The sequence below is a fragment of the Paraburkholderia phymatum genome, from assembly GCF_038900715.1.
Classification (GTDB): Bacteria; Pseudomonadota; Gammaproteobacteria; order Burkholderiales; family Burkholderiaceae; genus Paraburkholderia; species Paraburkholderia phymatum_A.
Map to the genome: position 1 here is coordinate 238,618 of NZ_JAYMRZ010000011.1, position 23,734 is coordinate 262,351.

Sequence of the window (23,734 nt, forward strand, 5' to 3'; positions counted from 1 at the left end):
AAAATCGGTTCGGGCGCTGATGCGCGCCCTCAGGCCGCGTGGCGTTTGCGATAGCCGTCGAGGAAGCGCGCGATCCGGTGGATCGAATCGGCGAGATCGTCGACGTTCGGCAGGAACACGACACGGAAGTGATCCGGCGCCTTCCAGTTGAAACCGCTGCCCTGCACGAGCAGCACGCGCTCCTCCAGCAGCAGATCGAGGATGAACTGCTGGTCGTTCTCGACCGGATACAGCTTCGGATCGAGGCGCGGGAACATGTACAGCGCCGCCTCGGGCTTCACGCAGGTCACGCCCGGAATGGCCGTCAGCATGTCGTACGCGAGCTGGCGCTGCTTGTAGAGCCGCCCGCCCGGCGCAATCAGATCGTTGATGCTCTGATAGCCGCCGAGCGCCGTCTGGATCGCGTACTGGCCGGGCACGTTCGGGCACAGGCGCATCGACGCGAGAATGCCGAGGCCTTCGAAGTAGTCTTTCGCGCGGCGGCGATTTTCGCCCGTCAGCCCCGACACCCACATCCAGCCCGCGCGATAGCCGCACGAACGGTAGCTCTTCGACAGGCTGTTGAACGTGACCGTCAGCACGTCCTCGGACAGCGCGGCCATCGACGTGTGCTTCTTGCCATCGTAGACGATCTTGTCGTAGACCTCGTCCGCGAAGATGACGAGGCCGTGCTGGCGCGCAATCCCGATCAGCGCGAGCAGCAGTTCGTCGGAGTACAGCGCGCCCGTCGGGTTGTTCGGGTTGATCACGACGATCGCCTTCGTGTTCGGCGTGATCTTCGCGCGGATGTCGTCGAGGTCGGGCATCCACGCGTTCGATTCGTCGCACACATAGTGCACGGGCGTGCCGCCCGACAGGCTCACGCCCGCCGTCCAAAGCGGATAGTCAGGCGCGGGCAGCAGCACTTCGTCGCCGTCGTTGAGGAGCGCCTGCATCGCCATCACGATCAGCTCGGACGCGCCGTTTCCGATGTAGATGTCGTCCAGCTCGACGCCCACGACGCCCTTTTGCTGCGCGTAATGCATGATCGCCTTGCGCGCCGCGAACACGCCCTTCGAGTCCGAATAGCCCGACGAGTCGGGCAGATTGCGGATCATGTCCTGGATGATTTCGTCCGGAGCGTCGAAACCGAACGGCGCGAGATTGCCGATGTTCAGCTTGATGATGCGATGGCCTTCTTCTTCGAGGCGCTTCGCGTGTTCGAGAACGGGCCCGCGAATGTCGTAGCAGACGTTCAACAGCTTGTTTGATTTGAGTATCGGTTTCACGACGGGCACTTCATCCTGGGTAAATGAGCGGGACCACTGGGCTGCGCCCCATGCAGCGGGCAAGCCATGAGGACTGGGTTTGCGCAACCGGCCGGCGGGCCGGCGCAGGGCGTCGTGCGGAACACGGGCGGCGCGGCGCGCGCGGCCATCGAGCGGCGGAGCGGGCGCGGACATGCCGCCTGGTGCGTCGTCGCGTACGGCATCGGCACGGCGCGCGTATTGCTGGCGCGCTCTGCTTGCACATACGGCTCGCGGGTTGCCAGCGTTTTGCTGGACGCTCCGCTGCCGCTTTGCTGCCTGCTTTGCTGCTATTACGCGCGCGTTGCCGACACTTCGGACGCCTCGGTCGACACCCCAGTCGACGCGCAAGCGGGCGTCTCGTTGACGCCTGTGCCGGCGCGTTCCGGGCACCCCACTATGGACGGCGGGCGCAGTCGCCAGCCTTGCGGGCGCGGCTTGTGGCAGCGCGCGGACCTCGAGGGGAGCCACCGGGCGGCTAAAAAGTTATAATTTAGCGGATATTGGGCAACTTCCGCAATGCACCACGCAAGGCCAGAATGCCCGCGCACGAGGCATCGACCTGCATTGAAGCCGCGCATTGAGGCCGCGCACGAACCGGCGAGTTGAACCCGTCTTCGCGCCTGCCGGTCGAAACGCGACACACGGCGCAAGCAGTGCATGCCTTACGACGACCACGGAAAACCAGTTTGAAATTACACCAGGATTCGAGCGGCGCCCTGAACACCGTCACGGGTTACGGCGCCGACTATGTCGAAATCAATCTCGAACGTCATACGGGCAGCATCATCGTGCTGCCGCAAGGTCCCGTCATGAGCTGGCCGGTGTCGTCGTTCGAGGCCCTCTCGCCCGAGCACTTCGCGCTCTTGATCGAACCGGCGCCGGAAGTCGTCATATTCGGCAGCGGCGAGCGCCTGCGCTTTCCGCATCCGCGCCTCACGGCCGCCCTCGCGGCCCAGCGGATCGGCGTCGAAACGATGGACTTCAAGGCCGCCTGCCGGACCTACAACATTCTGATGGCGGAAGGCCGCAAGGTCGCCGCCGCGCTGCTGATCGAAGGCTAGCGGCACTCGCGGCGCATCGGGCCGAGCGCTGAACGGCGTTTCGCGCGGCACACCGGCACCTTTTGACGGGCGTGTCACGCGGATCAAGTACACTGCGCGCCTGCGCGCGTTCCGGCAGCCGCACCGCATCGGATGACGCGCTCGCAACGGCCTGCCCGCGAGCGGGAGCAGGCGGCTGCCGCAAAGCTGCGGAGATAAGGGTGTCATAAGCGTCGCCGATGGAGAATCGGCGGCTGCTCCGCGTGACGGGCCGCTAAGGGGCCGATAAAGGGCCGATAGCGCGTCGAGAACACGTCGATAACGTGCCGACAACGCGCGCCGCCTGGCGCCCGCCGGCTCACCGGCCGGGCGATGCACGCCGCGCACCCGCTGGACGCACCGCAACAACCGGACCCCCGTCCGGTCGAGATAAGAACGAAGCCGCGCGAGCGGCGCCGAGAAGGGTTGAACAACACATGAACGACAAGCCGTCCGGGCTGACGCTCAATCGCACGACGGTCCTGCTGCTCGTGCTTACGCTGGCCGTGATCTGGTTCGTGCCGCTGGGCTGGCGCCATCTGCTGCCGAGCGACGAAGGCCGCTACGCCGAAATGGCGCGCGAGATGTTCGTCACCGGCGACTGGATCACGCCGCGCTACAACGGCTACAAGTACTTCGAGAAGCCGCCGCTGCAAACCTGGGCGAATGCGCTGTCGTTTGCGTGGTTCGGCATCGGCGAGTGGCAGGCGCGTCTCTATACCGCGCTCACCGGCTTCGCGGGCGTGCTGCTGATCGGCTACACGGGCGCGCGCGTGTTCAACGCCGCGACGGGCCTGTTCGCCGCTCTCGTGCTTGCAAGCTCGCCGTACTGGAACCTGATGGGCCACTTCAACACGCTCGACATGGGCCTGTCGTTCTGGATGGAGCTGACGCTCTTCGGCTTGCTGCTCGCGCAGCGTCCGGGTCTCGCGTCGCGTGAGCAGCGGCTGTGGATGTGGGTCGTGTGGGCGTCGATGGCGTTCGCCGTGCTGTCGAAGGGGCTCATCGGCCTGATCCTGCCGGGCGCCGTTCTCGTGCTCTACACGCTGATCTCGCGCGACGGGGCGATCTGGAAGCGCCTGTATCTCGTGAGCGGCCTGATCGTGTTCTTCGCGATCGTCACGCCGTGGTTCTTGATCGTGCAGGATCGCAACCCCGAATTCTTCAACTTCTTCTTCATCGTCCAGCAGTTCAGGCGCTATCTGACGCCCGAGCAGAACCGCCCCGGCCCGTTCTATTACTTCGTGCCCGTGCTGATCGTCGGCTTCCTGCCGTGGCTGTCGGTGAGCGTGCAGAGCGTGCGCAACGCGCTGCGCATGCCGCGCCAGGCGAATGGCTTCTCGCCCGTGACGATGCTGTTCGTGTGGACGGTCTTCATCTTCCTGTTCTTCAGTGCGTCGCATTCGAAGCTGCTGTCGTACACGCTGCCCATCGCGCCTCCGATCGCGCTCGTGATCGGCCTGTACCTGCCCCTCGTCACGCGCGAGCAGTTCCACCGACATCTGACGGGCTACGCGGTATTTCTCGTCGCGGCGGGATTCGGCGCGGTGTTCCTCGGTCATCTGGGCGACAAGCGCAACCCGAATGCGCTGTACCTCGAATTCCGCGTTTGGGTGTACGCGGCGCTCGCCGTCGGCTTTGTCCTGACTCTCGCGGCGATCTGGCTCAACTGGCGCACGCGCCGCGCCGCAAACGGCTCGTCCGCTGTGCTGCAGGCGGGCGCGCAAAACGGCGCGCGGGCCGCTGGCGCGGGCCTCTTCGGCGCCGCCACGATCTTCGGCTTCGGATGGGTCCTGCTCGCCGTGATCGCCGGCACGGGGCACGACGCGTTCGGCCGGCTGTCGTCGGGCGCGCCGCTCGCTCCCGCCGTGAAGGCTGAACTGGCGAAACTGCCCGCCGACACGCCGTTCTACTCGGTCGGCGTGCTCGACCACACGGTGCCGTTCTACATCGGACACACGATGATCATGGTCGAGCATGCGGACGAACTGGCCTTCGGCGTGTCGGTCGAACCGCAAAAATGGGTGCCGACGATCCCGCAATGGATCGAGCGCTGGAAAGCCGACCGCTACGCGTTGGCGCTGATGTCGCCGGAGCGCTACGAGGAACTCAGCGCGCAGCACTTGCCGATGACCGTCGTCGCGCGCGACGCCCGGCGTGTGATCGTCGAGAAGCCAGGCTCCGAACAGGCGGGCGCGCAGCAAGGCGCCGCCGCGCCAGCCGTCGCGCAACCCGGCGCGGCGCAGGCGGCCTCCGGGCCGCAGCAAACGCAGTGAACGCAGTGAACGCGCAATGAACGCGGCGAGCGCGGCAGCGATGACCGCTTCCCTCACCCAAACGTCTATTCGATGAATCCGATTTCGCTCTTTTGCATCCTTGCGGGCGTCGCGCTGAACGCGACGGCCCAGCTGCTCTTGAAGGCCGGCACGAACGCCGTCGGCCACTTCGATTTCACCGTCGCCAACATCATCCCGATCGGGTTCAGGATCGCGACGCAGCTGCCCATCATCGGCGGGCTCGCGTGCTATGTGCTGAGCGTCGTCGTGTGGATCGTCGGGCTGTCGCGCGTGGATGTGTCGATTGCCTACCCGATGCTGTCGCTGGGCTATGTTGTAAACGCGTTTGCTGCGTGGTATCTGTTCGGCGAAGTGCTGTCGGCGCAGCGCCTCGTCGGCATCGGCGTGATCCTGGTGGGTGTGTTCCTCGTCGCGCGCAGTTGATGGGCACGCTGATGGAAACGGCGGGCGTGAGGCGTGGCGAGGCGGCGTGATCGCGCGCTACGGGGGCGATCGCGCACGATGGGCATCGTCGGCGCTGCCGACGTTGCTCCGCCGCAGAATAATCCCCTGGCAAGCCCGTTCCCGTCTGCTAATGTCTCTTGAATTGTTTCGAGCACTGGACATTGGTGCGGAAGTCGCACATTATCGCCGCCGCATCGAGGCGCCGACAACGTAGGCGCGGCGTTTAAGCTTGAATTAAGCCGATTGTCAGTATTGTGTCAGACCGTGCCCTTTTTATATCGAGCATAACCATCCATGACCCAGTCATCTGTTCCGTTCCTGCCGTTCGTTCGTCCCGAGATCGATGAAGAAACGATCCGCGGTGTTGCCGACGTGCTCCGCTCCGGCTGGATCACGACGGGCCCGCAGAACCAGGCGTTCGAAAAGGCGTTGTCGGAATACTGCGGCGGCCGCCCGGTGCGCACGTTCAACTCGGGCACCGCGACGCTGGAAATCGGCCTGCGCATCGCGGGCGTCGGAGCCGGCGACGAAGTCATCACAACGCCGGCGTCGTGGGTCGCGACGAGCAACGTGATCATCGAGGTCGGCGCGACACCCGTGTTCGTCGATATCGACCCGGCGACGCGCAACATCGACCTGGACCTGATGGAAAAGGCGATCACGCCGCGCACGAAGGCGATCATTCCCGTCTTCCTGTCGGGCTTGCCCGTCGACATGGACCGTCTCTACGCGATCGCCCGCGCGCACAAGCTGCGCGTGATCGAAGACGCGGCGCAGGCGTTCGGCTCGACGTGGAAAGGCGAGCGCATCGGCAAGCTCGGCGACATCGTGTCGTTCAGCTTCCACGCGAACAAGAACCTGACATCGATCGAAGGCGGCGCGCTCGTGCTGAACAACGAGGAGGAAGCCGTCCTCGCGCAGAAGTACCGCCTGCAAGGCATCGTGCGCACGGGCTTCGACGGCATGGACTGCGAGCTGCTCGGCGGCAAGTACAACCTGACGGACGTCGCGGCGCGCGTCGGCCTTGGCCAGCTGCCGCACATCGAGCGCTTCCGCGCACAGCGCCACGCGCTCGCGCGCGCCTATTTCGCGGGCTTTGAAGGCGGCGCGGCCGCGAGGCTCGGCATGGGCCTGCCGCTCGCCGACTTCGAGAACAGCAACTGGCACATGTTCCTCGTCACGCTGCCGCTCGCGCGCCTGTCGATCAGCCGCGCGGGCTTCATGGAGCAACTGAAGGAGCGCGGCATCGGCACGGGCGTGCACTACCCGGCCATCCACCTGTTCTCGCTGTACCGCGCGCGCGGCTTCAGGGAAGGCATGTTCCCGCATGCGGAGCACTATGGCGCGAGCACGGTCACGCTGCCGCTCTTCACGCAGATGACGGAAGGCGATGTCGAGCGCGTGTGCCGCGCGGTGAACGAAATTTGCCAACAATACGGTCAATAAAGCGGAAACCCAGCGGAAATGAATCACACGGACCCACGCCCGGTCGCCCCCGAACTCTCGGTCATCATCCCCGTGTACAACGAGGAGGCGGGACTCGGCGCGCTGTTCTCGCGCCTGTACCCGGCCCTCGACGCGCTCGGCACGAGCTACGAGGTGATCTTCATCAACGACGGCAGCCGCGACCGGTCGGCGGCGCTGCTCGCGGAGCAGTTCCGGGCCCGTCCCGACACGACGCGCGTGATTCTGCTGAACGGCAACTACGGACAGCACATGGCGATTCTCGCGGGCTTCGAGCAGTCGCGTGGCGAGATCGTGGTCACGCTCGATGCCGATCTGCAGAATCCGCCTGAGGAAATCGGCAAGCTGTGCTCGAAGATGCGCGAAGGCTACGACTATGTCGGCACCATTCGCATGCAGCGCCAGGACAGCCTGTGGCGGCGCAAGGCGTCGCTCGCGATGAACCGTCTGCGCGAGCGCATCACGCGCATCAAGATGACCGACCAGGGCTGCATGCTGCGCGCGTACAGCCGCCATATCATCGACACGATCAACCGCTGCGGCGAAATCAACACGTTCATTCCCGCGCTCGCGTACACGTTCGCGCAGAATCCCGTCGAGATCGAAGTCGCGCACGAAGAGCGCTTCGCGGGCGAATCAAAGTATTCGTTCTACAGTCTGATCCGCCTGAATTTCGACCTCGTGACGGGCTTCTCGGTCGTGCCGCTGCAATGGCTGTCGTTTATCGGCGTGATCCTGTCGATGGGCTCGGCGGGCCTCTTCGTGCTGCTGCTGATTCGCCGCTTCATCATCGGCGCGGAAGTTCAAGGCGTGTTCACACTGTTCGCGATCACGTTCTTCATGCTCGGCGTAATCATCTTCGCGCTCGGCCTGCTCGGCGAATACATCGGGCGAATCTATCAGCAGGTGCGCGCGCGTCCGCGCTATCTGGTGCAAACCATTCTCGAGCAGCGCGAAGGCGACCCCATGCCGACGCAGCCTCGCCAGCCGGCCGGTCAGGACACGCAAGGCATGCAAGGCGGGCAGTCGACGCACTCCGCGCAGGCCATCAGCGCCGATCAGGGACCGAGCACATGAAGCCGCGCGCCGTCGTATTCGCTTACCACAACGTCGGCGTGCGCTGCCTGCAGGTGCTGCTCGCGCGCGGCGTCGACGTCGCGCTCGTCGTCACGCACGAAGACAATCCGACCGAGAACATCTGGTTCGGCAGCGTCGCGTCCGTCGCCGCCGGGCACGGCATTCCCGTCGTGACGCCCGCCGATCCGAAGAGCCCGGCGTTGCGCTCGCTCGTCGTCAACGCGCAGCCCGACTTCATCTTCTCGTTCTACTACCGGCACATGCTGCCCGTCGATCTGCTCGCCGTCGCGCCGCGCGGCGCGTACAACGTGCACGGCTCGCTGCTGCCGAAATATCGCGGGCGCGTGCCGACCAACTGGGCCGTGCTCAACGGCGAAACCGAAACGGGCGCGACGCTGCACGAAATGGGCGCGAAGCCCGACGCGGGCGCGATCATTGCGCAAACGCCCGTCCCGATCCTGCCCGACGACACGGCCGCGCAGGTCTTCGACAAGGTGACGGTCGCCGCCGAGCAGACGCTGTGGCGCGCGCTGCCCGCGCTGCTCGCGGGCGAAGCGCCGCATCTGCCGAACGATCTCGCGCACGGCAGCTATTTCGGCGGACGCAAGCCCGAGGACGGGCGCATCGACTTCAGCCAGGGCGGCCAGCAGGTCTACAACCTGATTCGCGCCGTCGCGCCGCCGTATCCGGGCGCGTTCACGGACATCGGCGGCGAGCGGTTCGTCATTGCGCGGGCGCGGCTGGCCCAGCCCGGCGCGGCCGGCGCGGATTTGCCGCCCGGCGTCCACGTAGGCGATAATGGCTTTTTTGCGACATGCGGCGACGGCCGCGTCATCGCCATCCACGAATTGCGGCATCAGCGCGACGGCCAGGAGCGCGTCGTCTCCCCCGCCGAATTCACCCAGCTCACTCAATCTTCCCGTAACGCATGAAAAAAGTCCTGATTCTGGGCGTGAACGGCTTCATCGGCCATCACCTGTCCAAGCGCATTCTCGAAACGACCGACTGGGAAGTGTTCGGCATGGACATGCAGACGGAGCGCCTCGGCGATCTCGTCAACCACGAGCGCATGCACTTCTTCGAGGGCGACATCACGATCAACAAGGAGTGGGTCGAGTATCACGTGAAGAAGTGCGACGTGATCCTGCCGCTCGTCGCCATCGCCACGCCCGCAACGTATGTGCAGCAGCCGCTGCGCGTGTTCGAGCTCGACTTCGAGGCAAACCTGCCCATCGTGCGTTCGGCCGTGAAGTACGGCAAGCACCTCGTGTTCCCGTCCACTTCCGAAGTCTATGGCATGTGCTCGGACGAGCAGTTCGACCCGGACGCATCCGCCCTCACTTACGGCCCGATCAACAAGCCGCGCTGGATCTACGCATGCTCGAAGCAGCTGATGGACCGCGTGATCTGGGGCTACGGCATGGAAGGCCTCAACTTCACGCTGTTCCGTCCGTTCAACTGGATCGGCCCGGGCCTCGACTCGATCTATACGCCGAAGGAAGGCAGCTCGCGCGTGGTCACGCAGTTCCTCGGCCATATCGTGCGCGGCGAGAACATCAGCCTCGTCGACGGCGGCGCGCAGAAGCGCGCGTTCACCGATATCGACGACGGCATCAGCGCGCTGATGAAGATCATCGAGAACAAGGGCGGCGTCGCGACGGGCAAGATCTACAACATCGGCAATCCGAAGAACAACTTCTCAGTGCGCGAGCTCGCGCACAAGATGCTGGCGCTCGCGGCCGAATTCCCCGAGTACGCGGATTCGGCGAAGAAGGTGCAGCTCGTCGAGACGTCGTCGGGTGCGTACTACGGCGCGGGCTATCAGGACGTGCAGAACCGCGTGCCGAAGATCGACAACACGATGCAGGAACTCGCGTGGGCGCCGCAGTCGACGTTCGACGAAGCACTGCGCAAGATTTTCGAAGCGTACCGCGGCCATGTCGCCGAGGCGCGCGCGCTCGTCGAACAACAGTAAGGGCTGCCGCTCTTGGCCTTGATCGTCCTGAAGATCGACGTCGATACGCTGCGCGGCACGCGTGAAGGCGTGCCGAATCTCGCGCGCATCTTCGACCGCTACAAGGCGCGCGCCACGTTCCTCTTCAGCCTCGGCCCCGACCACACCGGCTGGGCGATGCGGCGCGTGCTGCGGCCGGGCTTTCTGAAGAAGGTGTCGCGCACGTCCGTGGTCGAGCACTACGGCGTGAAGCAGTTGATGTACGGCGTGCTCTTGCCCGGACCGGACATCGGCGCGCGCACCCGCCCGGAAATGCGCGCCATCCACGAAGCCGGCTTCGAATGCGGCATTCATACGTGGGATCACGTCTACTGGCAGGACAACGTGCGTTCGCGTCCGCGCGACTGGACCATCGCGCAGATGCAGAAGAGCCACGACCGTTTCGTCGACATCTTCGGCATGCCGCCCGTCACGCACGGCGCGGCCGGCTGGCAGATGAACGGACACGCGTTCGAGCAGATCGACGCATGGGGCATGCAGTACGCGTCCGATGGGCGCGGACATACGCCGTACTTCCCCGTCGTCGGCGGCCGCACGCTCTCGCATGTGCAGATGCCGACCACGCTGCCGACGCTCGACGAAGTGTTGGGCATCGACGGCATCGACACGGACAACGTCGCCGCGTGGCTGCTCAAGCGCACCGAGCACAACCCGCACGACCAGGTGTTCACGCTGCACGCGGAACTCGAAGGCCAGAAGCTCGCGCCTGTGTTCGAGCAACTGCTCGCCGGCTGGCGCGCGCAAGGCCACACGTTCGCGACGATGGGCGATTATCACGCCGCGCTAGACCGTGACACACTGCCGTCGTACCCTGTGACGTGGGGCGAGATCCCGGGCCGCTCCGGCGAGCTGATCGTTCAGCCCGGCTAGCCATGCGACGAAGGTGGGCATCGTTGGTCGTCCTCCGATTGCGCGCCCGTTTTGCAAGCCAGCAGCAAGCCGGCACGCCACGCCGCAGCGCTCCTGTCCGGGAGCCGCCCCGAAGCACCCAAGCAACCCAGAAGAAAGCGTTCAGGCAGATCGCCGTCGCGGCTGCCGATCACGATAACAACCGGAGGACCACGTGCCCATCGCAGTCGATCAACCCGTTCCCGACTTCACCGCCCCCGCAACGGGCGGCGACTTCACGCTGTCCAGCCTGCGCGGAAAAAACGTCGTCGTGTATTTCTATCCGAAAGACAACACGCCGGGCTGCACGACGGAAGGCCTGCAGTTCCGCGACCTGTATCCGAAGTTCAGGAAGGCGGGCGCGGAGATCGTCGGCGTGTCGCGCGACAGCGTGCGTTCGCACGATAACTTCAAGGCCAAGCTCGAACTGCCGTTTACCTTGGTATCGGACCCTGACGAAACGCTGTGCACGCTCTTCGGCGTCATGAAAATGAAGAAAATGTATGGCAAAGAAGTACGGGGTATTGAGCGCTCCACATTCGTCATCGACGGTGAAGGCGTATTGCGCCACGAATGGCGCGGCGTGAAGGTGCCGGGCCATGTCGACGAGATCCTGGAGGCTGTACAAGCGCTTTGAGGCGCGTTATATTGGGCCGCAATGAGTGCCTGTTCATCTAATTTTTCGCGCAGTTGCGCTGCAGATCGCGTCATTGTCGTCGCTGACGGTACGGCAATGAGGCGGGTCATCAGGCGTGATGCGATCACCCAGGTCGAGCCGCTTGCCCCGTTTGCCGGGGCGGCGGCTTTTTTAATTGCGCGCAGCAGTTCGCGTCGTTCGCAGCGCACTTTCGTCAAGGAGCCGATCGAAAACCAGGCGAACCGGCATTACTAATCCGACACGCGCCACCGGACGCAAATTGCGAGCGCACGACGCACGACAGTTTGCGGCAGGCGGCGAAGAACTGTGACCCGCTTTACTTGAGGGAAACCATGCCTTTGCCTACCCCACCCAGCAAGCTCGGCAATCTGTTGCCGCCTGATGAATACAAGGCCAGGCCTGCCAAACCTGCTCGAAAACAGGCGCATGAAGGGGAGCAAGCCGCATCGGCCGAATTCGGCCGCGCCAATGTCGCCACACCGATGACGCACGCCGCCAACGCCGCGACCACCCTGCGTCCCGTCCCGCCGATCGCCACGTCGTCCGCTTCCGCGTTGCCCGAGGCCGCGCCGTCGCGCAGCCGCAAGGCGAAGCAGACGGCCGCGTTGCTGCAGCCGGTGCCGTCCGTGTCCGCTGAAGACGACGAGGCGATTGCGCCCGTCGTCGCGCGCCGCGGCAAGGGTTCCGCCGAAGCCGAAGCGGAGACCGCCGCGCCCGCCACGCCGACGCGCGCCGGCACGAAAAAACGCGTGACGCGCGGCACGGAAGCCGAGATCCGCAAGCTGTTCGTGCTCGATACCAACGTGCTGATGCACGATCCGACGTGCCTCTTCCGCTTCGAGGAACACGACGTCTATCTGCCCATGATGACGTTGGAAGAACTCGACAATCACAAGAAGGGGATGTCGGAAGTCGCGCGCAACGCACGCCAGGTGAGCCGCACGCTGGATTCGCTCGTCGCGAACGCGGGCGAGATGTCGGAAGGCATTCCGCTCGCGCGCCTGGGCAGCCTCGAAGCGCTGGGACGCCTGTACTTCCAGACCAAGCTCACGGATATCGAGCCCGTCGAAGGCCTGCCGGAAGGCAAGGCCGACAACCAGATCCTCGGCGTCGTGCGCGCGCTGCAGCGCGACCGGCAGGACCGCCAGGTCGTGCTGGTGTCGAAAGACATCAACATGCGCATCAAGGCGCACGCGCTCGGCCTGCCCGCTGAAGACTACTTCAACGACCAGGTTCTCGAGGACAAGGACCTGCTCTACTCGGGCATCCGTCAGCTGCCGCAGGACTTCTGGACGAAGCACGCGAAGGGCATGGAAAGCTGGCAGGACACGAAGACGGGCACCACGTACTACCGCGTGACGGGTCCGCTGTGCGCGTCGATGCTGGTCAACGAGTTCGTTTATCTGGAGCCGCAGAACGGCGAGCCGGCGTTCCATGCGCTCGTGCGCGAGTTGAACGGCAAGACGGCGCTCTTGCAGACGCTGCGCGACTACGGCCACCACAAGAACAACGTGTGGGGCATCACGGCGCGCAACCGCGAGCAGAACTTCGCGCTGAACCTGCTGATGAACCCGGAAATCGACTTCGTCACGCTGCTCGGCCAGGCCGGCACGGGCAAGACGCTGGTCGCGCTCGCGGCGGGCCTCGCGCAAGTGCTCGACGACAAGCGCTACAACGAGATCATCGTGACGCGCGCGACGGTGCCCGTCGGCGAAGACATCGGTTTTCTGCCCGGCACCGAAGAGGAAAAGATGCAGCCGTGGATGGGCGCATTCGACGACAACCTCGAAGTGCTGCAGAAGACCGACGATGCGGCGGGCGAATGGGGCCGCGCGGCCACGCAGGAGCTGATCCGCTCGCGCCTGAAGATCAAGAGCATGAACTTCATGCGCGGACGCACGTTCGTCGACAAGTATCTGATCATCGACGAGGCGCAGAACCTGACGCCGAAGCAGATGAAGACGCTCGTCACGCGCGCGGGCCCGGGCACGAAGATCATCTGCCTCGGCAACATCGCGCAGATCGATACGCCGTATCTGACGGAAGGCAGCTCGGGCCTCACGTATGTCGTCGACCGCTTCAAGGGCTGGGCGCACAGCGGCCACGTGACGCTCGCGCGCGGCGAGCGCTCACGGCTCGCGGATTACGCCTCCGATATTCTCTGACCGCTTCTCTGGATTTCGAAGCCGCAGGGTCAAAGCCGCTTCAAAGTCTGTTTCAAAGCCGCTTCCGGTTTGCCGCCGGAAGCGGCTTTTTCATTGCCGGTTCTTGACGCTTCGCCTGAACGGGCTACGCGCGTCGAATCCCCGATTGTTGGGCAATGTGAGCGCGTGTCGTCCGCGCGACGCAACATTTAGCGCGTAAACTTCAAGTCATTTCTCAGGAATTCTTGCCGGAGGCCCGCTGCAAGGGCTACCATCGGGCATCGTCGGCCTTTGCCGGGCGTCGTCGCCCGGCTTCGCTTTCATGCTCCGCCTCACGCTGTCACTGCTCATCGCCGCCCTGCTCGCCGCCTGCTCAGGCGCGCCGCAGAAGACCGTGCGCGGCTCGGGCGGGTCGTATGCGTCGTCCGGCGGTGCGTATCGGACCACGCCGCCGGGCCTGCCCAATTTCGTCGATCACAGCATCGGACGCGAAGAAATCTCGATTCAGGCGATGGGACTCGTCGGGGTGCCGTACCGCTGGGGCGGCAATACACCCGACAGCGGCTTCGATTGCAGCGGCCTCGTGCACTACGTGGTGCAACGCGCGGCATCCGTGAATCTGCCGCGCACGACGGCCGACATGAGTTCGCGCGGGGAATCCGTCGAACCGGACGAGATCGCGCCCGGCGACCTGATTTTCTTCAACACGACGGGACGGCCGCATTCGCACGTCGGGATCTATGTCGGCAAGCTGCGCTTCGTGAACGCGCCGTCGACGGGCGGCACCGTGCGGCTCGACTATCTGACCAATCCGTACTGGGCCAGGCGTTTCGACGGCATCCGTCGTGTCGCGCCGGCGCTGAGCAAGCCGACGACGACGCCGTTCGATGCGCCGAGCTACCAGGCGTCGGCGCCCGCGCCTGCGGCGCCCGCCGTTGCGACCGTCGCGCCATCGAAGCCGGCGGTTTATGACGCGGCGAGCGCATCGCGTGAAGCAGCCAGCGTCAACGCCGCTGTCAATGGATACAGGCAAGGCAGCGCGTATGCCGCGCAATCGGTCCAACAGCCTTCGGTGTCCGCAAGCGCGACCGCCGCCGCTTCCGCCGATCCGTTCGAACCGCCGCCTCCGGGACTGAGTGCCGCGCAGACGCAGTCGCGCGCTGCGGGCGCGGTGTCGCCGGCTGCCGCCGCTGCGCCGGCGCCCGCTGACGCACAACAAGCGCCCGACGCCATCGACGCCGCCGCCGATGCCTATGAGCCGCCTCCTCCCGCCGCCGTCGCGGCGCGTCAGGCCCGTCAAGCCCGCGAGGCCCGCGACGCGCAGCCATCGACGGATTCGGGCGGCGTGCAGATCATGCGCGCGTCGTCGGCTTCGCGCCCCATTCCCGCCCCGACGCGGACGAACGACGACCCCATCGCGGGCTTTGCCAACGGCGGCTATTGATCGCGTCTGAACGCGCGTCTGACGGGCGCCCGCCAGCCGTCGCACACGCACGATTCATCGCGAATCCCACCATGCGACAAAGCCGCCGCCGGCCGATTCGCCACCAGCCCGCTCACACCTCTGCTATCGTTTTCGATATTTCCCTGATGGCGGGTGGCGACGATGGATCTCGGACTCAAAGACAAAGTGGTCCTGGTAACGGGCGGCAGCAAAGGCATCGGTCTGGCGTGTGCGCGCGCATTCGCGATGGAGGGTGCGAAAGTCGCGATCGTTTCGCGCGATCCCGCCAATCTTGCCCGCGCCCGCGAGCAGCTTGCGAGCGAAGGGCTGCACATCCATCTGACCCGCGCCGACCTGCACGAACCGCACAGCGCCACCGATGTCGTCGACGAAGCGACAGGCGCCGTCGGCCCGATCGACATCCTGATCAACAGCGCGGGCGCGGCGCGCCGCTACGATCCCGAAACGCTCGACGCCGACGCGTTCAAGGCGACGATGGAAGCCAAATACTTCCCGTACATCTACCCGCAGCAGGAAGTGCTGAAGCGCATGGCCGAGCGCGTGAAGTCCGGTGCGGCGAAAGAGCCGGGGACGATCGTCAATATCATCGGCATGGGCGGCAAGATCGCGAGCGACATTCACATCGCGGGCGGCGCGGCGAACGCGGCGCTGATGCTCGCGACCGTCGGCCTCGCGCACTATTACGCGCGCTACGGCATACGCATCAACGCGATCAATCCGGGGGCGACGCTGACGGATCGCGTCGAGGAGGCGCTGAAACTGGAAGCGTCGCGCGAAGGCATCCAGCCCGCCGAGGCGCTGTCGCGCGGCGAAGCGCGCGTGCCGCTCGGGCGCTTTGCGAAGCCGGACGAAATTGCGGACGTCGCGCTCTTTCTGGCGAGCCGTCGCGCGAGCTATGTGACGGGCGCGATCGTCCCGATGGATGGAGGCAGCGCGCCGCTGATCTGAGCGGCGCGCCGCTTTTGAAGGCTCGCTTTTGAAGCCCAGCTTTTGAAGCCTACAGGAAGCGGTGGCCGAGCCACCAGCCGGCCGCCGCGAGCACGGCCGACGCCGGAATCGTCAGCACCCACGCCCAGACGATATTGCCCGCCACGCCCCAGCGCACGGCCGACAGCTTCTGCGTCGCGCCGACGCCGACGATCGCGCCCGTGATCGTGTGCGTGGTGGAAACGGGAATGCCGAGGAACGATGCGAGAAACAGCGTGATCGCGCCGCCCGCCTCCGCGCAAAAGCCGCCGACGGGCTTGAGCTTCGTGATCTTCTGTCCCATCGTCCGGACGATGCGCCAGCCGCCGAACAGCGTGCCGAGACCCATCGACAGATAGCACGCGCCGATCACCCAAAGCGGCGGCGCGTCGCCCGTCGCCGACGCGTAGCCCGTTGCGATCAGCAGCATCCAGATGATGCCGATGGTCTTTTGCGCGTCGTTGCCGCCGTGACCGAGGCTGTAGAGCCCCGCCGACAGCAGCTGCATGCGGCGGAAGCGCCGGTCGACCTTGCTTGGCGGCGTGCGGAAATAGAGCCACGACACCATCAGCATGAAGAACGAGCCGAGCACGAAGCCGAGCAGCGGCGACACGATGATGAACGTGATGGTCTTGATGAGCCCGTCCCAGTTCAGCGCGCCCCAGCCCGATTTCGCGAGCGCCGAGCCGACCAGCCCGCCGATCAGCGCGTGCGACGAACTCGACGGAATGCCGTAGTACCACGTGACGATGTTCCACCCGATCGCGCCGACCAGCGCGCCGAACACGACGTAATGATCGACGATCGCGGGATCGATCGTGCCCTTGCCGACGGTCTGCGCGACTTTCAGGTGAAAGATGAAATAGGCGATGACGTTGAACGCGGCCGCGAACGCGACGGCCTGTTGCGGCTTCAGCACGCCCGTCGAAACCACGGTGGCGATCGAGTTCGCCGCGTCGTGAAAGCCGTTCATGAAGTCGAAGACGAGCGCGACGACGACGAGCGTCGCGACCGCCCAGATGGCGAGTTGTATCGAATGCATTACGCGTTTTCCAGCACGATGCCTTCGATGATGTTCGCTACGTCCTCGCACTTGTCGGTGATCGACTCGAGCAGCTCGTAGATCGCCTTCAGTTTGATCAGCGTCTTGACGTCGTCTTCTTCGCGGAAGAGCTTCGACATCGCCGAGCGCAGCACGCGATCGGCGTCCGATTCCAGACGGTCGATGTCTTCACAGGCCTTCAGGATCTCGCGGGCCTGCTTCATGTCCGACAGCATGCCGACGGCCGCCTGCACGCGTTCGCAGCAAGCCGTCGAGATGTGCGCGAGCTGGCTCGCCTCCGACGTGACGGCCTGCACGTCATACAGCGAAATGGCCGTGGCGACGTCCTCCATCAGGTCGAGGATGTCGTCCATCGTGGTGATCAGCTTGTGGATCTCGTCGCGGTCGAGCGGCGTAATGAAAGTCTTGTGCAGCAGATCGATCGTTTCGTGCGTCAGTTTGTCGGCCGCTTTCTCGGCCGTCTGCACGTTCTGCTTGTGAATCTCGGCGTCGCCGAGGTTATCGATCAGGAGTTCGAGTTCCCGGCTACCCGAGACGATGTGCTGCGCGTGAGCGTTGAAAATTTCAAAGAATTTGCCCTCGGTGGGCATGAATCGACCGAACATTGGGTCCCCGGAAAGTGGTCACGGTGAAGCTGTCATAAAACCGCAATATTGTACCGTTAGGGACCACTTTCAGTGCGGCGCGTGGCCGCGATTTAGGCGCGCGCGCAACGGGAGGCGCAACCCGGTTTCCCCGCCCGCGCGAAGTTGTGCTACTCGCCGCCGTAGAAGTTCTGCGGACCCGCAAAATTGTCGAACTTCGTGTATTGACCATGGAACGTGAGCCGAACGGGGCCGATCGGACCGTTACGCTGCTTGCCGATGATGATTTCGGCGGTGCCTTTGTCGGGGCTGTCCGGGTTGTACACTTCGTCGCGGTAGATGAAGAGGATCACGTCCGCGTCCTGCTCGATTGCACCCGACTCACGCAGGTCCGACATCACGGGGCGCTTGTTCGGACGCTGCTCCAGCCCGCGGTTCAGCTGCGACAGCGCGATCACGGGCACGTCGAGTTCTTTCGCGAGGCTCTTCAACGAACGCGAGATTTCGGAAATTTCCGTCGCGCGGTTTTCGCCCGTCGACGAGCCGCTCATCAGCTGCAGGTAGTCGATGATGATCAGGCCGAGCTTGCCGCACTGCCGCGACAGACGCCGCGCGCGTGAGCGCAGTTCCATCGGGTTCAGGCCGCCCGTTTCGTCGATGAAGATCTGGGCCTCGCTCATTTTCTGCACCGCGTGCGTGAGCTTCGGCCAGTCCTCGTCCGTCAGGCGCCCGGTTCGCATGCGGTGCTGGTCGAGCCGGCCGACCGAGCCGAGCATACGCATGATCAGTTGCGTGCCCGGCATTTCCATCGAGAATACGGCGACGGGCAGCCCGTACTCGACGGCCACGTATTCGCCGACATTCATCGAAAACGCCGTTTTGCCCATCGACGGACGCCCCGCCACGATGATCAGCTCGCCGCCGTGCATCCCGGAGGTCATCCGGTCGAGATCGACGAAGCCTGTCGGCGTGCCCGTCACGTCGCTCGGGTTGGCCGTGTGGTACAGCGTGTCGATGCGCTCGACGACCTGCGTCAGCAGCGGCCCGATTTCCAGGAAGCCCTGCGTGCCGCGCGCGCCGTCTTCCGCGATCGAGAACACTTTCGATTCCGCCTCGTCCAGCAGCTGGCGGACCTCCTTGCCTTGCGGATTGAAGGCGTCCGCGGAAATCTCGTCCGCCACCGACACGAGCCGGCGCAGCACCGCGCGGTCGCGCACGATTTCCGCATAGCGGCGGATGTTCGCGGCGCTCGGCGTGTTCTGCGCGAGCGCGTTCAGATACGCGAGCCCGCCGACTTCTTCCGCCTTGCCCGACGTGGTCAGCGCTTCATAGACGGTCACGACGTCGGCGGGACGCGTCGCCGCGATCAGCCGGCCGATGTGCTCGAAGATGATGCGGTGGTCGTAGCGGTAAAAGTCGCTTTGCGCGAGGAAGTCGGCGATGCGGTCCCATGCGCCGTTGTCGAGCAGCAGGCCGCCCAGCACCGATTGCTCGGCCTCGATGGAATGGGGCGGGACTTTAAGCGACTCGAGTTGAGGATCTTTCGACGGTGCGTTCATGGGGTGGAATTATCAAGCAAATGGAGAACAGCAGCAAAGCGTTCGACAGCGAACACCCGGGCGCGTAAACAACGATTGCGGACAATAAAAAAGGCAGAGGCCGGTTTCCCGGCCCCTGCCCTCGTCGCCGGAAACTTCCCGGCGACCTCACATCCTGTCTACGCGTGCAGCTTAGACGTGCTCGCCCAGCACCGACACCGTGACGTCGACGGTGACGTCCGTGTGCAGCGAAACGTGCACGGGGTGGTCGCCCACCAGCTTCAGCGGGCCTTCCGGCAGACGCACTTGCGCCTTTTCCACGACGAAGCCTTGCTTGGTCAGCGCGTTGGCGATGTCGGCGTTCGTCACCGAGCCGAACAGACGGCCGTCGACGCCAGCCTTCTGCGCGATCTGCAGCGTCAGGCCAGTCAGCTTTTCGCCTTGAGCCTGGGCAGCCGCCAGCTTTTCGGCAGCGCTCTTTTCCAGTTCTGCGCGGCGAACTTCGAATTCGGCGATCGCTTCCTTCGTTGCGCGGCGAGCCTTCTTGTTCGGGATCAGGAAGTTACGTGCATAGCCGTCCTTCACCTTGACGATGTCGCCCAGATTGCCGACGTTCGCGACTTTTTCGAGAAGAATGATTTGCATTCGGATGCTCCTTATGGCGTCGTCGGGTTAGGCCTTGTGCTGGTCGGTGTACGGCATCAGCGCGAGGAAACGCGCGCGCTTGATAGCCGTGTCCAGCTGGCGTTGATAGTGGGCCTTGGTACCCGTGAGACGCGCCGGCGTGATCTTGCCGTTTTCGCCGATGAAGTCCTTCAGCGTATCGATGTCCTTGTAGTCGATCTGTTCGACGCCAGCTGCCGTGAAACGGCAGAACTTCTTGCGCTTGAAGAGCGGGTTTTGTTGCTGACGACGCTTGTCGAATTTCTTACCAGTGGGGCGGGCCATGTTCAGTCCTTTCCAATGTCCTGCAATTCTGTGATGTGAAACACCAGAGTTCTCGCGTTGCGGCTTTTCTTCGCCAGGAAGCCGGTGAAGAGCGTATCGACGCCCATTTCAACCCGCTCCAGCCTGCCGCTCGCCTCACCGGCCGCTACCGCCTGCATGGTCAGCTCGACGGTTCGGGCAATGCCCGCTTCGACGACCTGCGTGCGGTGTTGCAACGTACAGCCTGCAATCGGAACGCCGGCGGGGGTGTACCGCACCGGTTCGCGTTCGACGACGCTTGCCGTAAGTTGCAGCCGGTTCATTGGTTCCTTCTAAGGATGTCCGCGTGGTGTACCAATGAGCGGCGCGTAACTCTGATGGCTTAACGGTTCTGCTTTAAGCCTGCGCTTCGGTCGACTGCGCTGCAGCCGCCTTCTTGGCTTCTTCGCGCTGCACTTCCTTCATCATCGGCGACGGGCCGGTTTCGGCCTTCTTCATCTTGACGATGAGGTGACGCAGAACGGCGTCGTTGAACTTGAACGCGTGTTCCAGCTCGTCGAGCGTGGTCTGGTCGCATTCGATGTTCATGCAGACGTAGTGAGCCTTCGCGAGTTTCTCGATCATGTAGGCCAGCTGGCGACGGCCCCAGTCTTCGATGCGGTGGATCTGGCCACCGTGCGACGTGATCGTGGACTTGTAGCGCTCGATCATGGCGGGCACTTGCTCGCTCTGATCGGGGTGCACGATGAATACGATTTCGTAATGACGCATTACACACTCCTTGTGGATTGAAGCCACCCGGGCGTCGGAACCGGTGTGGCAAGTGAGAAGCCGGAAACTATAACCTGAATCGACACTGTTTGCAACATTAAGCGTGCGTCGCACGGCCGATTCAGGCGTGTTTTCAAGGGCTTAGGGAATCGGGCATTCCCCGGTTGCCTGCTAAACCAGTCGCTCAGCTGCCCGGATAGGGCGCGCCGGGCGCTTCGCCGCGCAGCCGCGCGCTCAGCGCTGCCTGCAGCGCTGTCAGCGATTCGGGCGCGGCGTCGGTGACGGCCCACCACATCATGCCGTCGTCGCGCCAGCGGGCGAGTGCGTAACCGTCGCGCACGAGCGCCGGGCCGGGCTTGCCCGCCGCCGGATCGTCCTCGGGAAACACGTAGACGTCGATCACGTGCTTCGCGTGCCGGTACGTGAGCACCGCCACCCGCCGATGCCCGATGTAATCGAGCCGCCCGCCCGCCAGCGGAAACCCGCTCGCCGCCAGATCCTCGACGGGCGGCGCGTAGTCGAGCTTGCCGTTGAACCACGGCTTCACCGTGTGCTGATCCGACGACACGACGTCGATATCGTGCCCCGACAGTTGCGCGCGCACATGGCTCGCGACCAGTTGATCGACGAACGGCGCCGATTCGCCCGCGCGATGCAGCGTCACGGCGATCCCGGCCGCGACGAGCGCGCACAGCGCGAGCGCAAGACCGCCGCGCCAGGCCGTGGCCGCGTGCCACCCGGCTGCACTTCCGGCACCGTTACCTGATCCGCTCACACCACCCTCGCCCGCCAGCGCCCCGAAGCCGCCGCCCTGCGGCAGCCGCAGCCAGTCGAGCCAGCCGTTGCGGCGCCTCGCGCGCGGCTCCGCTTGCCGGTCGCTTTCGCGCGCCCGCCATTGCGGCTCGGCGACTTCCACGGGGGGCAGCGCCGCCATGATCCTGGCGCGCAACTCGTCGGGCGCGCGGTGATAGGCCGCCGTGCGCACCGCGCCCTTCATCGCCCGCACCATTTCGCTTTCCCTCCGGCAAGCCTCGCAGCTTTCGATATGCCGCTGCACGTCAAGCGACTGTGGCGGCGTGAGTTCATGGTCCGCATTCGCATCGAGAAGCGGCCGCGCTTCGTTACAGTCCATCTGGCGCCTCCTTTGCGATTCCGCCCGGCAACCCGCCGGGAGCGTGCGGCAACCAGCCGCTTTCGGTTTTGCGTGGACCATCGGGCGCACCGCCAGAAGCGCCGCCCTGCGCCAGACCCACCGAACCCGCCAGACCCGCCGGCTGAGCCGACGCGCGCATCGCGGGCCGCGCCCCCGGCACATCGCCTGCGCCGTCCGGCGCACGCCGCGCGCCGCCCCCGCGCGCGCCGCCTGTCGTCCGCGCGCTCCCCTGCGCCAGCAGCGACGTCAACGCCGTCGCGAGCTTCCGACGTCCTCGTGCGAGCCGCGACATCACGGTGCCCACGGGCAAGTCCGCAATCGTCGCGATCTCGCGGTAACTCAGCTCCTCCAGTTCGCGCAAGATCAGCACCTCGCGATATTCGACGGGCAATTGCTCGAGCGCTTCGTGCACGAGCCGCGTGTCCTCGTCGCGGAGCATCAGCGTTTCCGGATCGGGCGAACTCGCGCTCCAGCCTTCGAACGTCTCGTCGTCGAGGTTCTCGTCGAACTCGACCGTCGCGTGCACGCCCGAGCGCCGCCGCCATTCCGTGTACCAGGTGCGCCGCACGATCGCGAGCAGCCACGGCCGCGCCGTCTCGCCGTGGAACGTGTCGAAGAAGCGGAACGCGCGCATGAACGCTTCCTGGACGACGTCATCGGCGTCGTTTGGGTTGCCGCATAGCCAGCGCGCCAGGTTGTACGCGGCATCGAGATGCGGCAGCGCCATCTGCTGAAAGCGCAGACTGCGCGCCGCCTCGGCGCGTGCGTCACATGTATCGCCGGCATCGCCCGCGGCAGCAGGTTTTCCCGTCTCAGTCACCGATCCCCTCCAGGCTCGCCCAGACTTCACGGCTGCAATACCCGTCCTCGATCCAGTTTATTCCCGGCTTTTTATTCCCGGCCTTTTCACGCGCCAAAAAAAATGAAACCGGGAATAGAAAACGTGGCCGCGCGGTACAGCAGGCGAGTCCCTAACTCGCGAGGTTTCCCATGAAAAACAGTCTGAAAGACCCAAACCGCCTGAAAGGCCTGAGCCGGCGTGACTTCCTGCGGCTCTCGGCCGTCGGCGGCGCAGCATTCGCGTCGGGGCTGCCCGGCTTCACCTACGGACGCGACGACGATTTCTACTTTGTCCAGCTTTCCGACGCGCATTGGGGTTTCGAAGGCCCCGGCGTCAACCCCGATCCGAAGGGCACGCTGCCCAAGGCGATCGCCGCCGTGAACGCGCTGCCGTCGCCGCCCGATTTCGTCATCTTCACGGGCGACCTCACCCACACCACCGACGACACCGCCGTGCGCCACGAGCGTATGCGCCAGTTCCAGCAGATCGTCGCGGAGCTGAAAGTGAAGCCGCTCTATCTGATGCCGGGCGAACACGACGCGAGCCTCGATGCAGGCGCCGCGTACAAGGAGCACTTCGGGCAGACGCACTACACGTTCGATCACAAGGGCGTGCACTTCATCACGCTCGACAACGTGTCGGACCCGGCGGGCCGCGTCGGCGCCGAGCAGATCGCGTGGCTCGCCGCCGATCTCGACCGCCAGCCGCAGGACGCGCGCATCGTCCTCTTCACGCACCGGCCGCTCTTCGATCTCGCGCCGCAATGGGACTGGGCGACGCGCGACGGCGCGCAGGTGATCGACGTGCTGAGCCGCCGCAAGTACGTGACCGTGTTCTACGGGCACATCCATCAGGAGCATCACATGATGACAGGCGGCATCGCGCATCACGCGGCGCGCTCGCTGATGTTCCCGCTGCCGCCCGCGATGTCGCAAGCGAAGAGGCTGCCCGTGCCGTGGGACGCGTCGGAGCCGTATCGCGGGCTGGGCTGGCGGCGCGTGGAAGTGGCGCCGCAATCCGGCGCGCTCGCGCTCAACGAGATGCCCATCAGGACGACATAAAGAGGAGACCA

At 65.0% G+C, this 23,734-nt stretch carries 24 protein-coding genes; 14 read left to right on the plus strand and 10 right to left on the minus strand.

Annotated elements, in window-relative coordinates; all coding sequences use genetic code 11:
* Positions 1-29: 29 nt before the first annotated feature.
* Positions 30-1,277 carry a pyridoxal phosphate-dependent aminotransferase gene (locus tag VSR68_RS21395; protein WP_342941795.1) on the minus strand — a complete coding sequence of 416 codons (1,248 nt, stop codon included), beginning with the start codon at positions 1,275-1,277 and terminating at the stop codon, positions 30-32.
* 698 nt (positions 1,278-1,975) lie between these two features.
* Between VSR68_RS21395 and VSR68_RS21400 the strand changes: the two genes are divergently transcribed.
* From VSR68_RS21400 to VSR68_RS21460, 13 genes are all read left to right on the plus strand, one after another.
* Complete coding sequence (locus tag VSR68_RS21400; RefSeq protein ID WP_342941738.1) at positions 1,976-2,350, plus strand: Mth938-like domain-containing protein; 375 nt, start codon at positions 1,976-1,978, stop codon at positions 2,348-2,350.
* A 455-nt stretch (positions 2,351-2,805) separates the two neighbouring features.
* Entirely contained in the window at positions 2,806-4,644 is a 1,839-nt protein-coding gene (locus tag VSR68_RS21405) for a glycosyltransferase family 39 protein (RefSeq protein ID WP_342941739.1), read from the plus strand.
* Positions 4,645-4,716: 72 nt separating this feature from the next.
* Positions 4,717-5,088, plus strand: coding sequence for an SMR family transporter (locus VSR68_RS21410; RefSeq protein ID WP_090862102.1), 372 nt, complete (start codon positions 4,717-4,719; stop codon positions 5,086-5,088).
* 315 nt (positions 5,089-5,403) lie between these two features.
* A complete protein-coding gene (locus VSR68_RS21415; protein WP_342941740.1) occupies positions 5,404-6,555 on the plus strand; it encodes a DegT/DnrJ/EryC1/StrS aminotransferase family protein in 1,152 nt (383 codons plus the stop codon).
* A gap of 18 nt (positions 6,556-6,573) precedes the next feature.
* Positions 6,574-7,650, plus strand: a complete 1,077-nt coding sequence (locus VSR68_RS21420; protein ID WP_342941741.1) for a glycosyltransferase — start codon at positions 6,574-6,576, stop codon at positions 7,648-7,650.
* Positions 7,647-8,582: a formyltransferase gene (locus tag VSR68_RS21425; protein ID WP_342941742.1), complete on the plus strand. Its 936-nt coding sequence runs from the start codon at positions 7,647-7,649 to the stop codon at positions 8,580-8,582. The genes VSR68_RS21420 and VSR68_RS21425 overlap by 4 nt, the downstream gene beginning before the upstream one ends.
* Complete coding sequence (locus VSR68_RS21430; protein ID WP_342941743.1) at positions 8,579-9,625, plus strand: bifunctional UDP-4-keto-pentose/UDP-xylose synthase; 1,047 nt, start codon at positions 8,579-8,581, stop codon at positions 9,623-9,625. Before VSR68_RS21425 ends, VSR68_RS21430 begins: the two co-directional genes overlap by 4 nt.
* Positions 9,626-9,637: 12 nt before the next feature.
* A complete protein-coding gene (locus VSR68_RS21435) occupies positions 9,638-10,534 on the plus strand; it encodes a polysaccharide deacetylase family protein (protein WP_342941744.1) in 897 nt (298 codons plus the stop codon).
* A 193-nt stretch (positions 10,535-10,727) separates the two neighbouring features.
* Complete coding sequence (locus tag VSR68_RS21440) at positions 10,728-11,189, plus strand: peroxiredoxin (RefSeq protein ID WP_342941745.1); 462 nt, start codon at positions 10,728-10,730, stop codon at positions 11,187-11,189.
* A 96-nt stretch (positions 11,190-11,285) separates the two neighbouring features.
* Entirely contained in the window at positions 11,286-11,444 is a 159-nt protein-coding gene (locus VSR68_RS21445; protein ID WP_342941746.1) for a hypothetical protein, read from the plus strand.
* Positions 11,445-11,542: 98 nt separating this feature from the next.
* On the plus strand, positions 11,543-13,375 hold the full coding sequence (locus VSR68_RS21450; protein WP_342941747.1) for a PhoH family protein: 1,833 nt from the start codon (positions 11,543-11,545) through the stop codon (positions 13,373-13,375).
* Between the two features lie 301 nt (positions 13,376-13,676).
* Positions 13,677-14,798 carry a C40 family peptidase gene (locus VSR68_RS21455; RefSeq protein WP_342941748.1) on the plus strand — a complete coding sequence of 374 codons (1,122 nt, stop codon included), beginning with the start codon at positions 13,677-13,679 and terminating at the stop codon, positions 14,796-14,798.
* Positions 14,799-14,960: 162 nt separating this feature from the next.
* On the plus strand, positions 14,961-15,767 hold the full coding sequence (locus tag VSR68_RS21460) for an SDR family NAD(P)-dependent oxidoreductase (RefSeq protein ID WP_342941749.1): 807 nt from the start codon (positions 14,961-14,963) through the stop codon (positions 15,765-15,767).
* A gap of 49 nt (positions 15,768-15,816) precedes the next feature.
* On the opposite strand, the gene VSR68_RS21465 is transcribed toward VSR68_RS21460, so the two are convergent.
* From VSR68_RS21465 to VSR68_RS21505, 9 genes are all read right to left on the minus strand, one after another.
* A complete protein-coding gene (locus VSR68_RS21465) occupies positions 15,817-16,827 on the minus strand; it encodes an inorganic phosphate transporter (protein WP_342941750.1) in 1,011 nt (336 codons plus the stop codon).
* Positions 16,827-17,453, minus strand: a complete 627-nt coding sequence (locus VSR68_RS21470; RefSeq protein ID WP_342941751.1) for a DUF47 domain-containing protein — start codon at positions 17,451-17,453, stop codon at positions 16,827-16,829. The genes VSR68_RS21465 and VSR68_RS21470 overlap by 1 nt, the downstream gene beginning before the upstream one ends.
* Positions 17,454-17,602: 149 nt before the next feature.
* Complete coding sequence (locus tag VSR68_RS21475; protein ID WP_342941752.1) at positions 17,603-18,991, minus strand: replicative DNA helicase; 1,389 nt, start codon at positions 18,989-18,991, stop codon at positions 17,603-17,605.
* Between the two features lie 171 nt (positions 18,992-19,162).
* Positions 19,163-19,615, minus strand: coding sequence for a 50S ribosomal protein L9 (rplI, locus tag VSR68_RS21480; protein ID WP_342941753.1), 453 nt, complete (start codon positions 19,613-19,615; stop codon positions 19,163-19,165).
* Between the two features lie 27 nt (positions 19,616-19,642).
* Complete coding sequence (rpsR, locus tag VSR68_RS21485) at positions 19,643-19,918, minus strand: 30S ribosomal protein S18 (RefSeq protein WP_087735833.1); 276 nt, start codon at positions 19,916-19,918, stop codon at positions 19,643-19,645.
* 2 nt (positions 19,919-19,920) lie between these two features.
* Positions 19,921-20,220, minus strand: coding sequence for a primosomal replication protein N (gene priB, locus VSR68_RS21490; protein WP_152759767.1), 300 nt, complete (start codon positions 20,218-20,220; stop codon positions 19,921-19,923).
* Between the two features lie 73 nt (positions 20,221-20,293).
* Positions 20,294-20,668, minus strand: a complete 375-nt coding sequence (gene rpsF, locus VSR68_RS21495; RefSeq protein WP_087735835.1) for a 30S ribosomal protein S6 — start codon at positions 20,666-20,668, stop codon at positions 20,294-20,296.
* Positions 20,669-20,852: 184 nt separating this feature from the next.
* Positions 20,853-21,800, minus strand: a complete 948-nt coding sequence (locus tag VSR68_RS21500; RefSeq protein ID WP_342941754.1) for an anti-sigma factor — start codon at positions 21,798-21,800, stop codon at positions 20,853-20,855.
* Entirely contained in the window at positions 21,790-22,641 is an 852-nt protein-coding gene (locus tag VSR68_RS21505) for an RNA polymerase sigma factor (protein WP_342941755.1), read from the minus strand. Before VSR68_RS21505 ends, VSR68_RS21500 begins: the two co-directional genes overlap by 11 nt.
* 170 nt (positions 22,642-22,811) lie before the next feature.
* Between VSR68_RS21505 and VSR68_RS21510 the strand changes: the two genes are divergently transcribed.
* The gene (locus VSR68_RS21510) at positions 22,812-23,723 is read left to right on the plus strand and encodes a metallophosphoesterase (protein ID WP_342941756.1); all 912 of its coding nucleotides are present in this window, start codon (positions 22,812-22,814) and stop codon (positions 23,721-23,723) included.
* Positions 23,724-23,734 lie beyond the last annotated feature (11 nt).